The following is an 18,586-nucleotide window of genomic DNA, read 5'->3' on the forward strand; positions in this document are numbered from 1 at the left end:
AGGTGAATGCTCCGTTTGAATCAATCGTTCAGGATTGAACGGATAGGCGTAACGCTGTGCATGGGCAGTCTTAGCTACTCGTTTGGGTAGTAGGCGCGAGACGTGGGGCGCTACAGTGGCGGGATGACTCCAAGCACCTGGACACTCCTCGAAGCGGTTGCCGCACTCGCGAACGCCCCGTTGATGAGTATCGCCGAGCGACTTCGTGAAGCGTCGCTGCCCTACGTGGGCAGCAGCGCGCTGGTCATTTTCACCGAAGACTGCACTGGCCGGCCCCAGAAGAAGGCCGGGGCGGAAGGCATCATCAGCCGTGTCTCCATTCCCGAACTGGACCAGTTGCGCTCCCATGTAGCGGAAGGCGAGGCCTGGCAGGGAGAAGCGACCATCGCCGGAGGCCAGCTTCCGGTTCTTGCCTTGACGTCCGAGACCAGTGCGCTGCTGACCCTGACTGAGCCGGTCCTGCCCGAGGAACCGCTGGAGCGTGAGTCGGCGCTGCGGATGCTTGACTACCTGTGGCAACTGACGGCGCGGCGCATCCAGGAGAAGGTGGCGGACGCTCCGCCGTCGTACCTCTTGGAATCCCGGGCGGCATCCGCCGAGCGGCTCCGCGTCACTGCTGAACTCGTGGACAGGCATTCCACCACGCTCGAGACGATGTTGGCGGCGCTACGATCAAGCTCCCTTGACGATGCCGCGGCCCGCAAGGCCGTCACGGACCTGGCCGCGACCTCGCTCGTCAATCTGCGGACGTTGAGCGACCGCACATCGGATCTCGTGGAAGAGCCTGTGGCCACCGCGTTTGAAAGGCTGCGGGAGGACCTGCGGCCACTCATGCACTTCAGCGGGCTCGACGTCCAGTTCATCGAACCACCGGTCAACGGCCGCGCCTTGCCCGGCGAAGTCGCGCATGCTGCCCGGGCGATCGTGCGGGGTCTGGTGCTGGCCATCGTGGAGCAGCCCGCGGTGAGGCGTGTCCGGGTGCAGTGGGACTGCGACGGCGTGAACCTCCTGATCAATGTGCGCGACGACGGCCTGGGTGAACTGACTGCGGATTCGCCCAACATCGCCCGGCTCAACAGCAGAGTGGCAGCGCTGGATGGCCGGATGAACGTCGAGGTCATGGCCGGCTGGGGAGCGGACGTGCAGGTGGTCCTGCCGCTGGACCCACCATCAGCCCCCGTGGGCGATATCGGTGGATGGGGCCTGGCCGAGCGCGAAATGGAAGTTCTTCAACTGTTGGCGGCCGGACAGCGCAACCGTGCCATCTCCGCCAAGCTGCACATCAGCGAAAACACCGTTAAATTCCATGTCAGGAATATCTTCAGGAAGCTCGGCGTCGGTTCACGAACAGAGGCCATTGCACTGGCGCACAGCCACGGGCTGCGGGCGCCGAACTAGCGGCCGGTGCGCGCCGGCCCGGTACAGGACTGACTAGACCCGCAGGGAAGCGAGCTTTGCCTCGAGGATCTGGGCCACGCCGTCGTCGTCGAAATGCGGTGCTTGCTGGCCGGCGGCGCTGATCGCCTCCGGGTGGCCGCTGGCCATCGCGTACCCGTCGCCCGCCCAGCGCAGCATCTCGACGTCGTTGGGCATGTCACCGAAAGCCACCACCTCAGCGGCCTCGATGCCCCGGGATGCCGCATATTCAGCGAGCGTGACGGCCTTATTGATACCGGGCGCCGACATTTCCAGGAGTGCGGTCCGCGGCGCCGAGTGGGTGGTTTCCACAAGATGCGCGACGGCGGGCTGGACCTTTGCCAGGAAATCATCCGGCGTGCCGCTGCGCGTCACCGCAAGGAACTTCACGACGGCGTCATCCGCGGTGAGCGTTTCATCCAACCGAGCGGGCGTGAACTCGGCCAGGAGCTCACTGGTTGGGTTCTCGACGAAACCCGGCTCAAGGTGGAATCCCGTGAGGGTTTCGGCCGCGAACAAGGCGTCGGGCCGGAGCTGCTTGATGATCCGGCGGGCCTCCAGCACGGAGTCGATACTCAAGGCATTGGCCGAAATCAGCTTGTCCGCCTCAAGGTCCCACACCACGGCCCCGTTGGAGCAAATAACGATCCCGCTGTGGCCGATCTGCTCGCGGAGGGGGTAAAGCCAGCGCGGCGGCCGCCCTGTCACGAACACCACCTCGATGCCCGCGTCACGGCAGGCATGGAAAGCGCGGATGGTGCGGCTGCTGATCTTGCCGTCATGGCCGAGGATGGTGCCGTCAATGTCACTTGCTACGAGCCGCATTATGTCAGTCTACGTGGGGGCAGCCGCCGTCGACCTCGCCCCAAAGCTAGCGCCGCTCGAAGTGGCCCGTGATGACGGCCCGGCCCAACGTGTGTGCTGCCAGCTTCCGGACGAGCGCATCCGTGGAGGCACCGGCGTCGAGACCCAGCTCTTCGACGTCGACGGCGTGCACGGCCACGATGTACCGGTGCGGGCCATACCCCGGCGGAGGCGCGGCACCCAGATAACCAGGGAACCCGCCGTCGTTCTTTAGTTGAAACGCGCCCGCCGGCAAGTGCGAGCCGCCCTGAACGCCGGCACCGGCCGGCAAGGAGTTCGTACCGGCCGGTATGTTGACCACGGCCCAGTGCCAGTAGCCACCGGCCCTGGGGGCATCGGGGTCGAAGACGGTGACGACGTAACCCTTGGTGCCCGCCGGGGCTCCGTTCCAGCTCAACTGCGGGGATTCGTCCTTGCCGCCGGCCACGCCAAAGCGCTTGCTCGTCTGGGCGCTGCTGAGCGCGTCACCGTCCTTGAGCGACTTGCTCGCGACATGGAAGGAAGGGACCTGTGGGAGGTCGGCGTAGCTCATGGCTGCCTTTCGACGCTTGCACTGGACTCCGGGACGCCCAGGGCATTGAGTTCCGCGCGCGTGGGCGGGTTCGCGCCCGGCCGGGAGACCGTGATTGCCGCGGCGCGCGCCGCATGGTTGAGGATCCCTTCGAGCACTTCGGCGGGCATGGCGTGCAGCTCTTCCCGGTTTTGGGCCCCTGCCAGTCCGCGGTCAACGATCCCCGAGAGCAGAGCGGCCATGAAGGAATCGCCCGCACCCACCGTATCCGCCACCTGTACCTTTGGGGCGTCCACCCGGGCCTCGCCCGCGGCCGTGACGCCCCAGGGGCCGTCTGCACCCCGCGTGACCACCACGACGGCGGGTCCCCCACTGCCGCCCAGCCCCAGCCAACGCCTGGCCGATTCCAAGACGTCGACGCCGGGATAGAGCCACTCGAGGTCCTCATCGGATGCCTTGACCACGTCGGCAAGAGCCACGAAACGCTCTACTTGGGCGCGCGCATAGTCGCGATCCTTGATGATGCTGGGCCGGCAGTTGGGATCGAAGCTAACCGTCGCGTTCGGATGGGCATGCTCGACGGCGGCAAGGACGTCCGCTGCGCCCGGCTCCAACATGGTGGCAATGGAGCCCGTGTGCAGGAGTGACGTCCCCTGAAGCATGAACGGGAGGCGATCGGCGAGGCCGGGGAGCTCCCAGGCGAGGTCGAAGGTGTAGCTGGCCGCGCCGTCGTCGTCGATCAGGGCGGTGGCCACGCTGGTGGGACTCTCGTCCGGCGGCAGCGGAACCATGACGGAACTGGAGCGCAGATGGGCCGCTATCGATTCCCCGTAGGCGTCCTTGCCGAAGCGGCCGATGAACTGGACTGCGTGGTCCAGCCTGGCCAGACCCACGGCAACGTTTAGCGGACTTCCGCCCACGTGGGCTTCGACTCCCGAGGAACGCTGGACGACATCAACCAGCGCCTCACCTATGACTGTCAGCATGGGACAACTCTGCCATGCGGATGTGGTGCGCGTCTCGCGGTGACAGCCGGTGACTTTGTCAGCAATCCGTCACACCAGCAGCCGCTGCACCAACTCCCGGCACTTCTTGTACGCAACGGCCCTGGGGTCGATCAGGTCGAAATGGTCGCCGGGCACCTTGAGGAACTGGGCCGCGCCCCCGGAAGCCGTGGCTGCGGCAACATAAGCCTCGGACTGGCTGCACGGGACATCCTCGTCCGATGCGGCGTGGACTGCGAAGACGGGAACGGCGAGAGGCAGCGACCTCATGGGGTCCGCATAGATATGCCGTTTGGGGTATCTCACCGAGTCGCCACCCATGAGGTTGTCGACGGCGCCGTTGCTCAGGTTGAGCCGCTCGGCGTCGGCCAGATTCAGCAGACCGGATTGGCTCACGACGCCGGTCAGCCGGACTGCGGCGCCGTTGTCATGCCGATGGAGCTGCCGGTCGGCGTCCGGGGCGCCGATCTTCGAGAGCTTTTCCCGCCCCGCTGCCCAGACCGCGAGATGGCCGCCTGCGGAGTGTCCCAGCGCCACCACTTTGTTCAGATTGAGTTCATGCTTGCCGGCAATCTCGCCCAGATGGTCGATCCCATCGAGTACATCTTCGAACGTATGCGGCCAGCCGCCACCGTTTCCTGCCCTCCGGTATTCAAGGTTCCAGGCGGCTATTCCATGCGCAGCGAGGTCCCTGGCAATCGGCTCACCGAGTTCCGCGCCGTACTGGGAGCGCCAATAGCCTCCGTGGATCACCACCACCACTCCGTCGGGTCGAGTGCGGTGTGGCTGCAGCGAATCTGGTACGAACAGCTCGCCCCATTGGCTGGAGTGCTGGCCGTAGTAGTACTTGTGCCGCTTCATCGTGTCCTCCTTTGTGCCGAGCCTATCGCGGAGGAGCGCCGCGGAGCGGGAGCCGTCGCGGTTTCCGCTCCGACATAGGCAATGGAGCGCCCGACGGCGCGTGGCCGGGTCCGGCTCCGCTTCACTGTCGGCACTCCCCCGTAAGCTGGAGGCATGGCTAGCAATTGGGACAGCTTGGATCCTCAGCTGCGCGAATCAGTACAGGCGAACGTTGAGCTTTACGAGCGCGTCCGTCCTGCCCTGAAACTCGTCACCCGCGACGTCCTGTTGACCCTGCGTGACATGCTCAAGAACAGCGAGTCCGTGCCCCTCTTCGTCACGGGACGCACCAAGACGGTCGAATCTTTCCGAGAGAAGATTTCCCGCACCGAGGTGCCCCTGGAGGGGGGTCCGCGGGTGCTGAAGTTCCCCGACCCGTTCCGGACCCTGAACGACATGGTGGGGCTGCGCGTCATCACCAAGCTTCCGGCCGAGAACGCCGCGGTTGCCAACCTGATCAAGCGCCAGCGCCAGCTTTTCGATTGCCGCGGCGACCTTGAGAAGGACATCGGCTCCATCGAGTCCGGCACCTACGGATACTCGAGCCGCCACCTTATCCTCCGCACCATCCAGAACGAGTCCGTGAAGGCATACCAGCAGGTCTTCAATCCGGACATTCCGCCGAACGGCAGCTACTTCTTCGAATGCCAGATCCGTACGGTCTTTGCGCACGCCTGGAGCGAGATCGAACACGACATCCGCTTCAAGGCTGAGGATCCGCGCGCCTGGACGCCGCATTTCGACCGCCAGTTCACCGCCACAGCGGCAATGCTCGAAACCGTGGAGAGCGCCTTCGCCGACCTCCACGAGCGCTACGAGGAAGTCCGCGGCTACTGGGATCTCGATGGCGAGGGTTCCATGCCCCTCACCCCCAATCGCGTGCGGGACGTTTGGCGCACGCTGCTTCCGCACGTTGACCGTAAAGTTGATGACGACTGGGGTTGGGCTGCGGAGCTCCTTGCGGCCCACGGACTGAACAAGACCGTGGAACTCGCCGGACTCCTCAGCGCCAACCGGATCACCGAGGTCCGCAAAGCCCTGGACCACCGTTACTCCCCTGGACCGGACCGCCTCCTGGATGACCTCCTGCTGTGGCAGTACGGCACTGAACACATCGACCTCACCGCTGAGGCGCCCGACGTCGCCCCCCACCCCCGGCGGGACAGCCTCCAGCGGCGTCTCAAGCAGATTGAGCGGTACCGCCTGACCAACAGCTAAGGACCCATGACACCCGAGCAGCTCCAGTCCCTCCGTTTCACCCTGCGCTCGCCCCGGAGGCTCAAGACGGAAGCACTGGCCGGCTTGGTGGTGGCACTTGCGCTCATTCCAGAGGCCATCGCGTTCTCTGTGATCGCCGGCGTGGATCCACGGATCGGGCTCTTCGCGTCTTTCACCATGGGAGTCACCACGGCGATCGTAGGTGGCCGGCCCGCCATGATTTCCGCGGCCACCGGCGCCGTCGCGCTCGTGATTGCCCCGGTCATGAAGGATCACGGGATCAACTACTTGATCGCAACGGTCATCCTGGCCGGGGTCTTCCAAATCGTCCTGGCGGTCCTGGGTGTCACGCGGCTCATGCGCTTCATTCCGCGTTCGGTGATGGTCGGATTCGTGAACGCCTTGGCCATTCTGGTGTTCATGGCCCAGTTGCCCGAGCTGATCGGGGTTCCCTGGATGGTCTACCCGATTGTGGCCGTGGGTCTACTGATCGTCTTCGGTCTGCCCAGAATCACGACGGCGGTGCCCGCGCCGTTGGTGGCGGTCGTCGCCCTCACCCTCGTCACGGCGCTGTCCGGGATCCGCGTCCCGACGGTGCATGACAAGGGCGAACTCCCCAACAGCCTTCCCGGTTTCTTCCTGCCCAACGTGCCTTTGACCTGGGAGACCTTCCAGACGATTGCCCCGTTCGCTTTGTCCATGGCGCTCGTGGGCCTCCTGGAGTCCCTCATGACGGCCAAGCTCGTGGACGACATCACGGACACCCGCTCCAACAAGACCCGGGTCTCATGGGGCCAGGGCATTGCCAACATCGTCACCGGTTTCCTGGGTGGCTTGGGCGGCTGCGCCGTGATTGGCCAGACCATGATCAACGTGAAGGGTTCGGGTGCCCGCAGCCGGCTGTCGACGTTCCTGGCCGGAGCGTTCCTGCTGGTGCTTGTGGTGGTACTCGGGGACGTGGTCGGTATGATTCCCATGGCAGCTCTGGTGGCTGTGATGATCTTCGTTTCCCTCATCACCTTTGACTGGCATTCGATCCGGCCCACGACGCTCAGGCGACTCCCGAAGTCCGAGACCGGCGTCATGCTCGTGACGGTGATTGTGGTGGTGGCGACGCACAACCTGGCCATCGGAGTAGGAGCCGGCGTTCTCACGGCCATGGTGCTGTTTGCCCGCCGAGTGGCGCATTTCGCCACGGTGGAACGGAGCGAAGTCGAGCTCAACGGCAGGACCGTGGCGAGCTACACGGTTGATGGCGAGTTGTTCTTCGCTTCCTCCAACGACCTCTACACGCAGTTCGACTATGCGAAGGATTCCTCGGAGGGAATCGATCGCGTGGTCATCGATCTGCACGCTTCGCATATCTGGGATGCCTCTACCGTTGCCGTACTGGATTCCGTTACCGAAAAATACCGCCGGCACGGCCGGGAGGTGGAGCTGATTGGCCTCAACGCCGCGAGCGTCCGGATGCGCGAACGGCTCGCGGGCAAGCTCAACGCAGGCTAACGTCCCCGAGCCCAACCAGCTCCGCCCCCCAACTGACTCGCATTTGTTGTCGTTATGAGCCTTCAAAACGACAACAAATGCGAGCTAGTTGGGTGCTACGGGGTCTTGAACTCCCAAGGCGCGGCCATCGTGGTCCCCGCTCCAATGGTGCGTCCGGCAAGCCGATCGAGGAGCAGGGTAATAGCGCCTTCGAGGGCTTCCGGTTCCGGGGTCCCGCCCGCGGATCCGGGTGCCAGGACATCGAAGCCGGCAGGCTGCATGGTGTCCGAAATGATGACTTGTGCTACTCCGCGCCGGGCCAGCTCGCCCACCGTGAGGTCAAGAAGGGTGCCGGGCGGGAGAGCCCCGATGATGGCGCCGTCGGCACCGCCGGAGAGCATGAACCGCCGCCACCCTTCGCCGATGAGGATCACGGGCTGGTAGCCATGCTGGGGCAAAATGCGTGCGGCGGCCGTTGCCAGGGCCCGGTCCCACGGCCATTCCAGGTCTCCGATGGCAATCGCCACGAGGTCGGTCTTGCCGCGGCGCATTCCGCGGGCCGCCTGGTTCGGTACGTAACCAAGTTCCTTGGCCGCGGCTTGGACACGCTCTTGTGTTGCGTCGCTGATGCGGGTGGTGCCACCGAGTCGCCCCGACAAGACATAGGACACGGTAGTGAGGGAAACGCCGGCGCTCTTGGCGACGTCCCGGATGGTCGGCTTCGCTCCAAGTCCCATTGCCTACCGCTTTCCTTTCTTGCGGGAGCCCTTGCCCCGGCCCTTGTCGGGGTTCGGAGCGTAGCGCTGAGCCACCGCCGGCTTTTTGGCGCCGGTGCCGCGCCGGTCCAGCTTGGGTGCCTTCTTGGGCTTCTCTTGCTGTGCCGAAGGCTGCCGCGAGCTCTGCGCGGTCCGGCCACGGACAATGCCAATGAATTCCTCGATGACCTCGCTGGTGGAGTCGCTCGGCCAGGCAAGCGCGATCTGCGTCCCTTCGGCCCCTGTCAGGCGCCGCGCCACGGTGTCCTTGACGTTGAAATGCCGGGCAACAGACATCGGCAGGATCACGAGACCGGCCCCCGAGGCCACCACCTGCATGGCCATCTCCGGCCCGCCCATACCGGCGACATCCAGGAAGTTCTCCTCCGCGAGATCGTCCAGCGCCACCTCTTCGAACACCGAGATTTCGTGACCCTTCGGGGCCACCACCACTGGCTGCTCTTCGTAGAGCGGAATGACGTGGAGTCCATCGCGATCCACCGGCAAGCGCACAAAGCTGAGATCCGCGGAACCATCGCGCAGAACCTCCAGCTGCGCGCCGTCGTCGGACATGAACGAGTGCAGCGGAACATCGGGCATGCGCTCTTCCCAGCGCCGGATCCATTTCCCGGGCGTCACGCCGGCGACATAGGCGAAAGTGAGCTCCCGGGGACCGCTGTTTTCAGCGTCGGAGCGGTCGGGGGCGCCGACGGCGGGCAGGGATTCTTGATCGGAAGGCACCAGTTCACAGTACCGCGCACGCGGTAGCCAACGCAGCGCCGGACCAAGCTACGACGCGTACACCTGGACCGCCGTGGCCTTGACCACGAAGTAGACGCGGGAGCCGGGTTCCAGTCCCAGCTCGGCGGAGGCAGAGGGCGTGATGTCCGCTGCCAGATCGCCGGCCCGGACCCTGATGTGGTCCCCGTGCGGTTCAAGGTCCGTGATTGCAACCGGGAAAGAGTTGCGCGGGCTGCCGTGGGCGGCGTTCAGGAAGATGGAAACGGCCGACGGCGGGAAGGCGGCGACGCCAGGCTGGCCCGGTTCCGCTTCGTCATCGAGGTGTCCCGCGACATGGAGGCCGGGAAGCTCGTCGGTGGCGAACGTCCTGAGTCCGTCCTGCGTGACCGTGCCCGCCATGAGGTTCACCCCGGCCAGGCCGGCGGCGAACTGGCTTCGCGGACGCCGGAACACCTCACGGGTGGCGCCTTCCTCCACAATCCTGCCCTTGTCCATGACGATCACGCGGTCCGCGAGCATGAGGGCATCCAGGACATCGTGGGTAATGATCAGGGCGCGACGTCCGGACAAGACGCGTTTGAGGAGCCGGCGCAAGTGCGGGGCGGCGTGGATGTCCAGCGCGGACATCGGCTCGTCAAGGAGCAGCAACTCGGGACTGGCCGCCAGCGCGCGGGCCACCGCAACACGCTGGGCCTGTCCCCCGGACAACTGCCCGGGCTTCCGCCCGGCGAACTCCGTGGCGTCGACTTCGGCGAGCCAGTGCCGCGCAGTTTCGCGTGATTCCGCCCGGGAAGCCCCTGCGCTACGCGGGCCGAAAGCCACGTTGTCCAAGACGCTCAGGTGTGGGAAAAGCAGCGGCTCCTGGGCCAACAGCGCCGTACCGCGAAGGTGCGGAGGGGTCCATACCCGGCTGCCGCCGTCGAGGTTGAAGAGAACCTGATCACCCAGGCGGGCAGAGCCGGCGTCCGGCCGCACGAGTCCCGCCGCGACGGAAAGCAGCGTCGACTTTCCAGCCCCGTTGGGTCCGAGGATCGCCACGGTTTCCGCCTGTCCGAGGCTCAACGACACGTCCAGGTTGCGGGCGCGGACCGTGGCGTCGATGTGGAAACTCATGCGGCCGCTTCCGCGGGAATGTCCGCGCGGTGCGGACGCCCGTAGGACAGCCCGACGACGATCACGGCCACGGCGACGAGCACGAGTGAAAGGGCGACGGCGGCGTCCGCGTCGGTCTCGCGCTGCAGGTAGATTTCCAGGGGCAGGGTCCGAGTGACACCTTGCAGGCTCCCTGCGAAAGTCAGTGTCGCCCCGAACTCGCCCAGGCTTCGGGCAAAGGACAGCACCGCCCCGGACGCGAGCCCGGGGAGGACCATGGGTACGGTCACGCGCCGCAGGATGGTGGTGGGGCGGGCGCCGAGCGTCGCGGCAACAGCTTCGTAGCGGTTGCCGGCCGTCCGCAAGGCGCCTTCGAGGCTGACTACCAGGAACGGCAGGGCGACGAACGTCTGGGCCAGGACGACCGCCGTCGTCGAAAAGGCGATCTGGATGCCCGCGAGCTCAAGACTCTTCCCCAGAAGACCCTGCCGCCCGAACGTGTAGAGCAGCGCAATGCCGCCCACCACCGGCGGCAACACCAACGGCAGGAGGACGAAGGCGCGGAGGAGCCGCTGCCCGCGGAAGGGCCGGCGGGCAAGGACAAGCGCCAAGGGGATGCCCAGGACAACGCAGAGCGCGGTGCTCGCGGCGGAGGTACGGAGGCTCAGCCCGAGCGCCGTCAGCGAGGAATCGGAGGTCACCAGCGGGATGAACTGTGCCCAATTGACCTTCGCGACCATGGCGGCCAGCGGCAACAGGACGAACAAACCGCCAACTACCGCAAGGCCATAAACCCACCGTGGAATCCCGCTGAAGTTCATCAACGCCTACGGTACGCCGAGGCTTGCGTCACCAGGACTTTCCGGGCGGCCCCGGCGACTCTTATGTGCGGCATGGATTCATCCTAGAACAGCGGCTGTGCCACTTCCCTGCGGTGGCGGATACCCTTGAACCATGACCTCTGCAAACTCCCAGTCCATGAAGCCGGCCACCGTTGCCAAGAAACTTGGCATCTACCTGCCTGCAACACCCCAGGAGTTCCAGGATTCGGAAATCACCCGCGCCGATTTCGCCGAGCTCCAGGCCAATGCCCCGGAGTGGCTCGCCGAACTCCGCCGGTCGGGTCCGCACCCGCGTCCCGTGGTGGCACAGAAGCTGAATATCTCCATCAGCGGCCTCGCCCGCGGCGGAATCACCGAGCCCCTGACGACGGCGGAAATCACCGAACTGCTGGCAGCTCCCCCGCAGTGGCTCGTCGTCGAGCGCGCCACGCACGCGGCCGTACGCTCCGAGGCAAAGCGCATCAAGGAAGAAGCTGTCAAGAAGGAAGCTACGAAGGAAGCCAAGACCAACGCCACTGCCAAGCGGGACGCGCCCAAGGCATCCAAGCGGGACCACGCTTAAGCAGCAACCGGACTTCCGCAGGAAGGCAGGTCACCCCGGTCGGGGTGACCTGCCTTCCTGCTCTTACGCCCAAATCGGGCCCTCGCCTCCAGGTCTTCCTCGGCGCATACTGAATTCAAAGCGGTGCGCATTCGCGTGGAGGTGGTCCGATTGCCCGCCACAACTGGAATCCAGCTGACGGTCTGGGAGATCGGGCTGTGGGCGATTTTGCTCATGTGCGCGGTGGCCTTTACGGTCAACGCTGTCCGCAAAGGGGTCATCCACGGAGCCCCCGACGGCGGCCACCTCGCCTTGCAGGGGCCCCTCGGGCACCGCGACCGGGACCTCGTCAAAGAGCCGGACGCCATCTTCTGGAACATCTTCGCCGGACTCGTCGTGATTGTCCCGGCAGTCGTCATCCCCGCGTTGGCCTCGCCCGCCGTCGGGCTCTTGATGCTGTTCCTCGGCATAGGTGCCGCCGTTGCCGCATTTGTCGTCGGCCGGAAACTGGAGCAGAGGCGTCAAAACCGCAGCGGTTTCACGGAAGCTGCAGCCCGTCACGACGCCCTCCTGGCTCGCTGGCAAAGGTATGAGCTGGATCCCGCCAAGGGCATCGACTTCCCCGGCATGAGCGACGTCAACGTTCCGCAAACCGCCGCCTTGGTCCGCGCTCTGCAGGAAGCACAGCGCTGCCGCGTCACCGCGGGGACGGACTACGCCCGCGCCGTCGAGCAGTTGGGTGCTGCGATGGCCGAAGCCGAAGCCGCGGCGGGCATTTCTGCTCCGTAGCTGGATCATACCCCTGCATGCCCACGCCCTACGGAATTGCCCCGATGTGCACCAGGAGTTCGTGTTCGGCACCGTCGAGGTAGCGGCGCAACTCGGCTGCAGCCTCTTCGCGCTGTCCGGTACGGATCTGGGCGACCAAAGCGGCGTTGCGTTCCACGTAATGTCCGTGGAAGTCGGGGGTCGTGGCCATCGCGTGGAAGACCAATCGCATCTCGGCCAGCACTTTCTCCATCAATGCGTCCAGGGAGGCGCTTCCGGACAACGACACCAACGCCTTGTGCAGCTCCTGGTTGGCGTCCGCCATGCCGGCCACCGATCCCTCGGCGAGGGCAGCCCTGGCTTTGTCGACGATGACGTCCATGGCGTCGAGGGCTCCGGCCGGGACATCGCCCCACAACACGGCCGCCGGCTCGATCAGGCGGCGCACCCGGTAGATTTCGCGGACGTCGTCGGCTCCGGGGGCGGCCACGAACACGCCGCGGTTGGGGATGCGCTGGACCACGGATTCCCCCGCAAGCACGGTGAACGCCTCCCGCAGGGTGTTCCTGGAAACGCCAAGCGCCTCGGACAAGGCCTGCTCGGAGAGCTTCGTGCCTGGCGGCAACAGGCCATCGGAGATGCGCTGGCGAAGCTGGGCGGCAACCCACGCTCCAGTGTGGGCGTGGGTGGCGTGGCCGGCGTCGGCGATTCCTTGAAGCGCAGCGTTCATGGGCATGCCCCAAATCTACCGAACGGCGATACCCGCGGACCTCAGCCGATGCTCGCGAGCACGTCTCCGCGCCCGACGGCGGTGCCCGGCCCGTGCGGACCACGCGCCAGGGTGCCGGAACGGTGGGCAGGGACGGTGGTTTCCATCTTCATGGCCTCCAGTACGGCCACGGGCTGTCCAACTTCCACGACGGCACCGTCCTCAACGAGCCACTTCACCAGCGAGCCGGACATCGGCGAGGCCAGCCCGGCGTCGTCGGCCACTACCCGAGCCGAAACAGCAGCCTCCGAACCGCCGCCTCCGCTCATCAGCGCCTCGAACAAGCGAAGGGGGAGGCCAAGTTGTACTGCCTTGCCATCCAGCTCCACCGTGAACGTGCTGCGTTCGGAGCCGGGGGCCACGCGGGCGATCTCCGGAGACGCGGCCAGCTCTTCGGCGAACTCAGTCTCGATCCACGTGGTGTACACGCCGAGCTTGTCCTCCGAGGTGAAAGCCTCGTGGCGGACCACGGCCCGGTGGAAGGGCAGAACGGTGGGCAAACCCTTGATCTGCATCTCGTCCAGGGCAACCCTTGCGCGGCGCAGGGCCTGCTGCCGGTCCTCGCCCCGGACGATCAGCTTGGCCAGGAGGGAGTCGTATTCTCCGGGAACCACTGAGCCCGAGCGAACCCCCGAGTCCACGCGGATACCTGGACCCGTGGGCGCTTCGAAGACGTCCACCATGCCAGGGCCCGGCAGGAAGCCGCGCGCGGGATCCTCGGCGTTGAGGCGGAACTCGAAGGCGTGTCCGTTGGGCTCAGGGTCTTCCGTGAGGGAGAGGGTGCCGCCTGCGGCAATCCGGAATTGTTCGCGGACCAGGTCCACCCCGGAGGTTTCTTCGGTGACGGGATGCTCCACCTGCAGCCGTGTGTTGACCTCCAGGAAGGAGATGGTGCCGTCTACAGCCACGAGGTATTCGACGGTTCCGGCACCGTAGTATCCGGCCTCGCGGCAAATAGCCTTGGCCGATTCGTGGATGAGGGTGCGCTGTTCAGGGCTCAGGAAGGGTGCGGGGGCCTCTTCCACGAGCTTCTGGTTGCGACGCTGCAGGGAGCAATCGCGGGTTCCGAGGACCACAAGGTTGCCGTGCATATCCGCCAGGATCTGGGCCTCGACGTGCCGTGGCTGGTCCAGGAAGCGTTCCACGAAGCATTCGTCGCGTCCGAAGGCCGCCTTGGATTCACGCACGGCCGATTCGAACGCGTCCTCGATGTCCTCCAGGCGCCGCGCAATCTTGAGCCCGCGGCCTCCCCCGCCGAAAGCAGCCTTGATTGCCACGGGCATGCCGTATTCCAAGGCGAAGGCAAGTACTTCAGCGGCGTTTGCCACAGGCCCATCGCTGCCCGGAACGAGCGGAGCCCCGGCGCGGACGGCGATCTCGCGAGCCGTCACCTTATTGCCCAGCTCCCGTATGGACTGTGGCGCGGGTCCGATCCATGTGAGGCCCGCGTCGATCACGGCCTGCGCGAAGTCGGCGTTCTCGGACAGGAACCCGTATCCGGGATGTACGGCGTCGGCACCGGCGCGGCGGGCGACGTCGATTAGCTTCGCGATGTCCAGATACGTCTCGGCGCCGGTGGAACCGCCCAGTGCGTAGGCCTCGTCGGCAAACCGCACGTGGAGGGAATCGGCGTCGGGGTCCGAGTACACGGCAACAGACTCCAGGCCCTCATCGGAGCAGGCGCGGGCAATGCGCACGGCGACCTCGCCGCGGTTGGCGATCAGGACTTTTTTCATGGCTTGGTTCCTTCGGGGACAGCGCCGGTAGCGGCAGGTTCAAGGGGTTCAAGGGTTGCGGGGTCCACGATCGTGAACCGCACGCGGTGGCCGGGCGGCAATTGCGCCGCGGTCGGCAGGTCTTCGGGTACGACGACGGCAATCACCGGATACCCGCCCGTCACCGGGTGGTCGGCCAGGAAAAGGACGGGGTGTCCGCTGGGTGGCACTTGGAGTGCGCCAGCAACGGCACCTTCGCTGGGGAGCTCGCCGGCGCCGCGGTCGGGGTTTCGTTCGAGTGCACGGTCGCTTCCAGGCCTGAGCCGTACACCAATCCTGTTGGACTGCTCGGTAGTGACCCATTCCTCCCCCGTGAGCGCATCCAGGGCTCCTGCGACGAACCAGTCGTCCCGCGGGCCCAAGGTGATGCGGAGTTCCGCGGACGCCACTCCTAGCCGCAGCGTGGATTCCTCGGGAGCGCCGACCATCCGGAACAGCGGCGCCTTTCCCACGGGGAGGCGGGTCCCCGCGGACAACGGTGCGGGACCGATTCCGGACATCGAGTCGCTCGAGCGGCTGCCGAGCACCGGATGCACATCAATCCCGCCGCGGACGGCAAGGTAGCTTCGGGCTCCGAGCGTCGGTTCCCCCAGGCTGAGGGTTTCACCGTCGAGGAGAGCGAAGGGCGCGCACATCGCGGCACGGCGGGCTGGAGCCCCCGATGCATCGCGGATTTCCAAGGGGACCACCGCTCCGGCGAGAGCGAGCACCTGGTCGCCGACGGCCTGAACCGAGAGTCCGCCCAGCACCGTTTCCACAACCGCGGCACCGGGTTGGTTGCCCACCAAACGGTTTGCCTGGCGGGCCGATTGCTGGTCCACGGCGCCCGCGGCCGACACTCCCAGATCCCCCAGTCCGGGTCGCCCAAGGTCCTGGACCAGCGATTGCAGTCCGGGTGAGTCCACCACCAGGCCGGGACCGGTGACTTCGCGGGCCGCGGGCAGTGCTGACGTCAGGGCAACGGCCTCGCGGACGGCCACATACCGGACCTTGTCTCCCGGTCGAACCAGCGCCGGTGACTCCCGCTCAAGATCCCAGAGGACCGCAGTCGTGCGTCCGATCAGTTGCCAACCACCCGGGGATTGCCGCGGGTAGACGGCGGAGAACGTCCCGCCGAGCGCGACGGAACCGGCCGGAACGGCGGTGCGTGGCGAGCTGCGGCGCGGAACGTCGAGGCTGTGGTTCTCGCCGAGCAAATACGTGAAGCCCGGGGCGAAGCCGCCGAAAGCCGCGGTCCAGAGCTGTCCAGTGTGGGCGGCCACGACGCCGTCCCGGCCCAGACCGGTGAGCATGCCCACCTCGGTGAGGTCCTCGCCGTCGTACACCACTTCGATGGTGACGTCGCGGGAAACGTCGCGTGGCACGGCACCCAGGTCAACATGCCCGACGGCGGTGCGAGCCGCGAGTGCCTCGGCGTGCGTGCCGAACTTAAGCAGTACGGTGGCTGCCGCGGCGACCGCATCGAGCTGGCCGGGCAGGGGCTCGGCCAAGAGACGGGAATGAAACGCGAGCACGGAAGGGAGGTCGGAAAGTTCCACCAGCAGCGCACGCGGGCCTGCCCAGCGTATTCCCGTGAGGCTCACGCGAAGCTCCGTACGGTGACGCCGGCGGCTTCGAGCCCCGCGCGGACGGCGGCTGCCATGGCCACGGCGCCGGGAGTGTCTCCGTGGACGCAGATGCTTTCGGCGTGGACGTTCAGGACGGAACCGTCGCGGGCCACGATTTTGCCCTCGGTTGCAAGGCGGACCATGTTCTCGGTGATGGCAGCGTGATCGTGCAGCACAGCGCCTTCTTCGCGGCGCGATACGAGGGTGCCGTCCGCGTTGTAGGCCCGGTCGGCGAACGCCTCGACTACTCCGCGGAGCCCCTTCGCCTCGGCTTTGGCGAGCGCGACGGAGCCCGGCAGGAGAAGGAGCGGGAGTCCGGGACTGAAGGCATGGACGGCGTCGACCACTGCCTGGGCGTGAACCTCGTGGTGGACGATCGTGTTGTAAAGGGCGCCGTGCGGCTTGACGTACTTGATCTCGGAGCCGGCCGCGTGGGCCAACGCCTGGAGCGCGCCGAGTTGGTAGAGAACGTCGTCGGCCAGTTCTGTTGCGGAGCAGTCCAAGAAGCGGCGGCCGAATCCCGCGAGGTCCCGATAACCCACGTGGGCACCAATGGTCACTCCTGCGGCGACGGCTTCGCGGCACGTGCCGGCGATGGTGCTGGGATCTCCGGCGTGGAATCCGCAGGCGACATTGGCACTCGACGCGTAGCGGAAGACGGCAGCGTCGTCGCCCATGGTCCAGTTGCCGAACGATTCTCCGACGTCGCTGTTGAGGTCAATAGAAGGCATTGTGATCCCCGTCTCAGGTTGAATACCTCACCATCATGCCTGAAGCGCCAAGATTGTTCAACAATCCTGCTGGTGGGACCAGCCGCCCGGATTCCAAAAGTGAGGTCTCGGCTCTTTCGCCGAGTGAAAGAGCCGAGACCTCACGTGTGGATTAGTACCTTTTCTAGGCCACCGGTACCGCAGCGACGCGGTTGTTGGCGGTGACGATCCGGGCGGCCGTTGCCTGGCCCATCCGGACTGCTCCGTCCACGTGCTGGTAGCCTTCCGCAGCCAAATCGGAGGAGGACCAGTAGATGGGTCCTACGTTGGCGTGCTGGTCCTTGCCGTAGCGGTGCAGACCACCCAGGTCGTAGCTGGACGCGTATGCGCCACGGGTCCATTCCTCGGAACCCCAGTCGGATTCGTAGTAGACCTCGGCATCCAGGGCCTTTTCGCCCAGGAAGCTCGCGATGGACTCAAGGACCTTCTTCTTGCGGTCCTCGGCGCTGAGCTCGAAGACGGCGTCTGCCTTCTCGTCCGAGATGAAGCCCACCAGGGTCCCGCGGGTGTCTCCGTGGTTGGTGTTGTCGTAGACCTCCTGGACCAGGGCGTCGGCGCCGAAGCCAGTGCCGGACAGTCCGTCTTCGCGCCAGAACGGCGTGCTGTAGACAGCGTGGACCTTGATGACCAAGCCCAGGGACTGGTGCTGGTGCATCTGGTGCTGGCGGCGCGGCAGCGGCGGATTGAAGGACACGCGGGAGTACAGGTTCGGCGGGACAGCCATGATCACGAATCGTGCATTGACTGTTGCACGCTCGGATTCAACGGTGACGCGATGGCCTTCGCCGGCCGGCTCCCAATTGATGGTTCGGACCGGGCTGTTAAGCACGACGTCGTCACCCAGTTCCGCGGCGATCAACAGGGAGACCTGCTGCATGCCGCCGATAACCCGCTTGTCCAGGATGAAGTCTTCGTCCGTCAGGTTGGAGAAGGAGCCTGCCGAAGCTGCCATCAGCACCGCTTGCAGCGCGGAGAAAGCATGGGCCGGCTTGGTCAGCATGCCGCCTGCGATGAAGAGCCCGATGTTGTTGCAGGCCTCCTCGTCCGTGGAATTCTGGCGCAGCCAGTGGTGGAAGGAGATGGTGTCCAGTTCGCGGGACTTGGGGTGGGCCCAGGGCTCCTCCGGGCCGATCTCGGCGGCGAGGCCGTCCAGGATGGCAGTGAGCTTGTCCATTTCGGAAGCGGTGGTTTCGCTCACCGGGAAGGAAGCCCCGGTATAGCGGGTACGGCTGCCGTCCGGCGCCAAGTACACAGATTCTCCGGCGCGGTAGCGGGAGTACATCTTGAGGCCGAGTTCATCGAGTAGCCCCATGAGGGCGGTCTGGTCGGGCGACACCCACTGTCCGCCGATTTCCAGCATGGCTCCGTCAATCGTGTCGGTCCACGTGCGCCCACCGACGCGGTCGCGTGCTTCGAGCACGGCAACGCTGAGTCCGGCCTTCTTCAATTCGCGGGCGGCCGTCAACCCCGACGGACCAGCACCGACAATTACGACGTCGCGATCAAGATTCAACATGATGTCCTTTCT

Annotated in this window: 18 protein-coding genes; 5 read left to right on the top strand and 13 right to left on the bottom strand. The window is 65.9% G+C overall.

The genetic code is table 11. The annotated features are described in order from the left end of the window. Nucleotides 1-123 precede the first annotated feature (123 nt). Nucleotides 124-1,398, top strand: a complete 1,275-nt coding sequence (locus tag ABH924_RS10560; RefSeq protein ID WP_404498635.1) for a LuxR C-terminal-related transcriptional regulator — start codon at nucleotides 124-126, stop codon at nucleotides 1,396-1,398. A gap of 33 nt (nucleotides 1,399-1,431) precedes the next feature. On the opposite strand, the gene ABH924_RS10565 is transcribed toward ABH924_RS10560, so the two are convergent. The 4 genes from ABH924_RS10565 to ABH924_RS10580 all read right to left on the bottom strand — a co-directional run bounded on the left by ABH924_RS10565 (nucleotide 1,432) and on the right by ABH924_RS10580 (nucleotide 4,656). After that, nucleotides 1,432-2,241, bottom strand: a complete 810-nt coding sequence (locus ABH924_RS10565; protein ID WP_234753021.1) for an HAD family hydrolase — start codon at nucleotides 2,239-2,241, stop codon at nucleotides 1,432-1,434. A 46-nt stretch (nucleotides 2,242-2,287) separates the two neighbouring features. Beyond that, on the bottom strand, nucleotides 2,288-2,812 hold the full coding sequence (locus ABH924_RS10570) for a YbhB/YbcL family Raf kinase inhibitor-like protein (RefSeq protein WP_404498637.1): 525 nt from the start codon (nucleotides 2,810-2,812) through the stop codon (nucleotides 2,288-2,290). Next, nucleotides 2,809-3,777 carry a carbohydrate kinase gene (locus tag ABH924_RS10575; RefSeq protein WP_404498639.1) on the bottom strand — a complete coding sequence of 323 codons (969 nt, stop codon included), beginning with the start codon at nucleotides 3,775-3,777 and terminating at the stop codon, nucleotides 2,809-2,811. Before ABH924_RS10575 ends, ABH924_RS10570 begins: the two co-directional genes overlap by 4 nt. A 69-nt stretch (nucleotides 3,778-3,846) precedes the next feature. Then, entirely contained in the window at nucleotides 3,847-4,656 is an 810-nt protein-coding gene (locus ABH924_RS10580; RefSeq protein WP_234753018.1) for an alpha/beta hydrolase, read from the bottom strand. 153 nt (nucleotides 4,657-4,809) lie between these two features. Between ABH924_RS10580 and ABH924_RS10585 the strand changes: the two genes are divergently transcribed. Next, complete coding sequence (locus ABH924_RS10585) at nucleotides 4,810-5,913, top strand: GTP pyrophosphokinase family protein (protein ID WP_234753016.1); 1,104 nt, start codon at nucleotides 4,810-4,812, stop codon at nucleotides 5,911-5,913. Between the two features lie 6 nt (nucleotides 5,914-5,919). Beyond that, the gene (locus ABH924_RS10590; RefSeq protein WP_404498641.1) at nucleotides 5,920-7,419 is read left to right on the top strand and encodes a SulP family inorganic anion transporter; all 1,500 of its coding nucleotides are present in this window, start codon (nucleotides 5,920-5,922) and stop codon (nucleotides 7,417-7,419) included. 95 nt (nucleotides 7,420-7,514) lie between these two features. Here the strand turns inward: ABH924_RS10590 and ABH924_RS10595 are convergent, their stop codons facing one another. The 4 genes from ABH924_RS10595 to ABH924_RS10610 are packed head-to-tail and all read right to left on the bottom strand — an operon-like array spanning nucleotide 7,515 to nucleotide 10,807. Next, nucleotides 7,515-8,135, bottom strand: coding sequence for a LacI family DNA-binding transcriptional regulator (locus ABH924_RS10595; RefSeq protein WP_404498643.1), 621 nt, complete (start codon nucleotides 8,133-8,135; stop codon nucleotides 7,515-7,517). 3 nt (nucleotides 8,136-8,138) lie between these two features. Next, nucleotides 8,139-8,894, bottom strand: a complete 756-nt coding sequence (locus tag ABH924_RS10600) for a LysR family substrate-binding domain-containing protein (protein ID WP_404498645.1) — start codon at nucleotides 8,892-8,894, stop codon at nucleotides 8,139-8,141. Nucleotides 8,895-8,942: 48 nt separating this feature from the next. Continuing rightward, nucleotides 8,943-10,007 carry a sulfate/molybdate ABC transporter ATP-binding protein gene (locus tag ABH924_RS10605; RefSeq protein WP_404498647.1) on the bottom strand — a complete coding sequence of 355 codons (1,065 nt, stop codon included), beginning with the start codon at nucleotides 10,005-10,007 and terminating at the stop codon, nucleotides 8,943-8,945. Next, nucleotides 10,004-10,807, bottom strand: coding sequence for an ABC transporter permease (locus tag ABH924_RS10610; protein ID WP_404498649.1), 804 nt, complete (start codon nucleotides 10,805-10,807; stop codon nucleotides 10,004-10,006). Before ABH924_RS10610 ends, ABH924_RS10605 begins: the two co-directional genes overlap by 4 nt. Nucleotides 10,808-10,940: 133 nt before the next feature. Here ABH924_RS10610 and ABH924_RS10615 point away from each other — a divergent pair, with 133 nt between their 5' ends. Then, on the top strand, nucleotides 10,941-11,390 hold the full coding sequence (locus tag ABH924_RS10615; RefSeq protein WP_404498651.1) for a DUF5997 family protein: 450 nt from the start codon (nucleotides 10,941-10,943) through the stop codon (nucleotides 11,388-11,390). Nucleotides 11,391-11,540: 150 nt separating this feature from the next. Further along, on the top strand, nucleotides 11,541-12,158 hold the full coding sequence (locus ABH924_RS10620; RefSeq protein WP_404498653.1) for a hypothetical protein: 618 nt from the start codon (nucleotides 11,541-11,543) through the stop codon (nucleotides 12,156-12,158). Between the two features lie 28 nt (nucleotides 12,159-12,186). On the opposite strand, the gene ABH924_RS10625 is transcribed toward ABH924_RS10620, so the two are convergent. The 5 genes from ABH924_RS10625 to ABH924_RS10645 all read right to left on the bottom strand — a co-directional run bounded on the left by ABH924_RS10625 (nucleotide 12,187) and on the right by ABH924_RS10645 (nucleotide 18,574). Further along, the gene (locus tag ABH924_RS10625) at nucleotides 12,187-12,873 is read right to left on the bottom strand and encodes a GntR family transcriptional regulator (protein WP_404498655.1); all 687 of its coding nucleotides are present in this window, start codon (nucleotides 12,871-12,873) and stop codon (nucleotides 12,187-12,189) included. A 35-nt stretch (nucleotides 12,874-12,908) separates the two neighbouring features. Continuing rightward, nucleotides 12,909-14,642 (bottom strand): acetyl/propionyl/methylcrotonyl-CoA carboxylase subunit alpha, encoded by a 1,734-nt coding sequence (locus ABH924_RS10630; protein ID WP_404498657.1) that lies wholly within the window; start codon nucleotides 14,640-14,642, stop codon nucleotides 12,909-12,911. Further along, nucleotides 14,639-16,264 (bottom strand): 5-oxoprolinase/urea amidolyase family protein, encoded by a 1,626-nt coding sequence (locus ABH924_RS10635; RefSeq protein ID WP_404498659.1) that lies wholly within the window; start codon nucleotides 16,262-16,264, stop codon nucleotides 14,639-14,641. Before ABH924_RS10635 ends, ABH924_RS10630 begins: the two co-directional genes overlap by 4 nt. Beyond that, complete coding sequence (locus ABH924_RS10640) at nucleotides 16,261-17,019, bottom strand: LamB/YcsF family protein (protein WP_404498661.1); 759 nt, start codon at nucleotides 17,017-17,019, stop codon at nucleotides 16,261-16,263. The genes ABH924_RS10635 and ABH924_RS10640 overlap by 4 nt, the downstream gene beginning before the upstream one ends. A gap of 163 nt (nucleotides 17,020-17,182) precedes the next feature. Next, nucleotides 17,183-18,574: a flavin monoamine oxidase family protein gene (locus ABH924_RS10645; protein ID WP_404498663.1), complete on the bottom strand. Its 1,392-nt coding sequence runs from the start codon at nucleotides 18,572-18,574 to the stop codon at nucleotides 17,183-17,185. Between the last annotated feature and the right edge of the window lie 12 nt (nucleotides 18,575-18,586).

Origin of the sequence: Arthrobacter sp. GAS37 (genome assembly GCF_044908325.1) — a bacterium.
GTDB lineage: Bacteria > Actinomycetota > Actinomycetes > Actinomycetales > Micrococcaceae > Arthrobacter > Arthrobacter ramosus.

Bases quoted from the DNA above. Each gene is read 5' to 3' on its own strand.
- ABH924_RS10560 (WP_404498635.1), top strand. From the start codon at position 124: ATGACTCCAAGCACCTGGACACTCCTCGAAGCGGTTGCCGCACTCGCG.
- ABH924_RS10565 (WP_234753021.1), bottom strand. From the start codon at position 2,241: ATGCGGCTCGTAGCAAGTGACATTGACGGCACCATCCTCGGCCATGAC.
- ABH924_RS10570 (WP_404498637.1), bottom strand. From the start codon at position 2,812: ATGAGCTACGCCGACCTCCCACAGGTCCCTTCCTTCCATGTCGCGAGC.
- ABH924_RS10575 (WP_404498639.1), bottom strand. From the start codon at position 3,777: ATGCTGACAGTCATAGGTGAGGCGCTGGTTGATGTCGTCCAGCGTTCC.
- ABH924_RS10580 (WP_234753018.1), bottom strand. From the start codon at position 4,656: ATGAAGCGGCACAAGTACTACTACGGCCAGCACTCCAGCCAATGGGGC.
- ABH924_RS10585 (WP_234753016.1), top strand. From the start codon at position 4,810: ATGGCTAGCAATTGGGACAGCTTGGATCCTCAGCTGCGCGAATCAGTA.
- ABH924_RS10590 (WP_404498641.1), top strand. From the start codon at position 5,920: ATGACACCCGAGCAGCTCCAGTCCCTCCGTTTCACCCTGCGCTCGCCC.
- ABH924_RS10595 (WP_404498643.1), bottom strand. From the start codon at position 8,135: ATGGGACTTGGAGCGAAGCCGACCATCCGGGACGTCGCCAAGAGCGCC.
- ABH924_RS10605 (WP_404498647.1), bottom strand. From the start codon at position 10,007: ATGAGTTTCCACATCGACGCCACGGTCCGCGCCCGCAACCTGGACGTG.
- ABH924_RS10610 (WP_404498649.1), bottom strand. From the start codon at position 10,807: ATGAACTTCAGCGGGATTCCACGGTGGGTTTATGGCCTTGCGGTAGTT.
- ABH924_RS10615 (WP_404498651.1), top strand. From the start codon at position 10,941: ATGACCTCTGCAAACTCCCAGTCCATGAAGCCGGCCACCGTTGCCAAG.
- ABH924_RS10625 (WP_404498655.1), bottom strand. From the start codon at position 12,873: ATGCCCATGAACGCTGCGCTTCAAGGAATCGCCGACGCCGGCCACGCC.
- ABH924_RS10630 (WP_404498657.1), bottom strand. From the start codon at position 14,642: ATGAAAAAAGTCCTGATCGCCAACCGCGGCGAGGTCGCCGTGCGCATT.
- ABH924_RS10640 (WP_404498661.1), bottom strand. From the start codon at position 17,019: ATGCCTTCTATTGACCTCAACAGCGACGTCGGAGAATCGTTCGGCAAC.
- ABH924_RS10645 (WP_404498663.1), bottom strand. From the start codon at position 18,574: ATGTTGAATCTTGATCGCGACGTCGTAATTGTCGGTGCTGGTCCGTCG.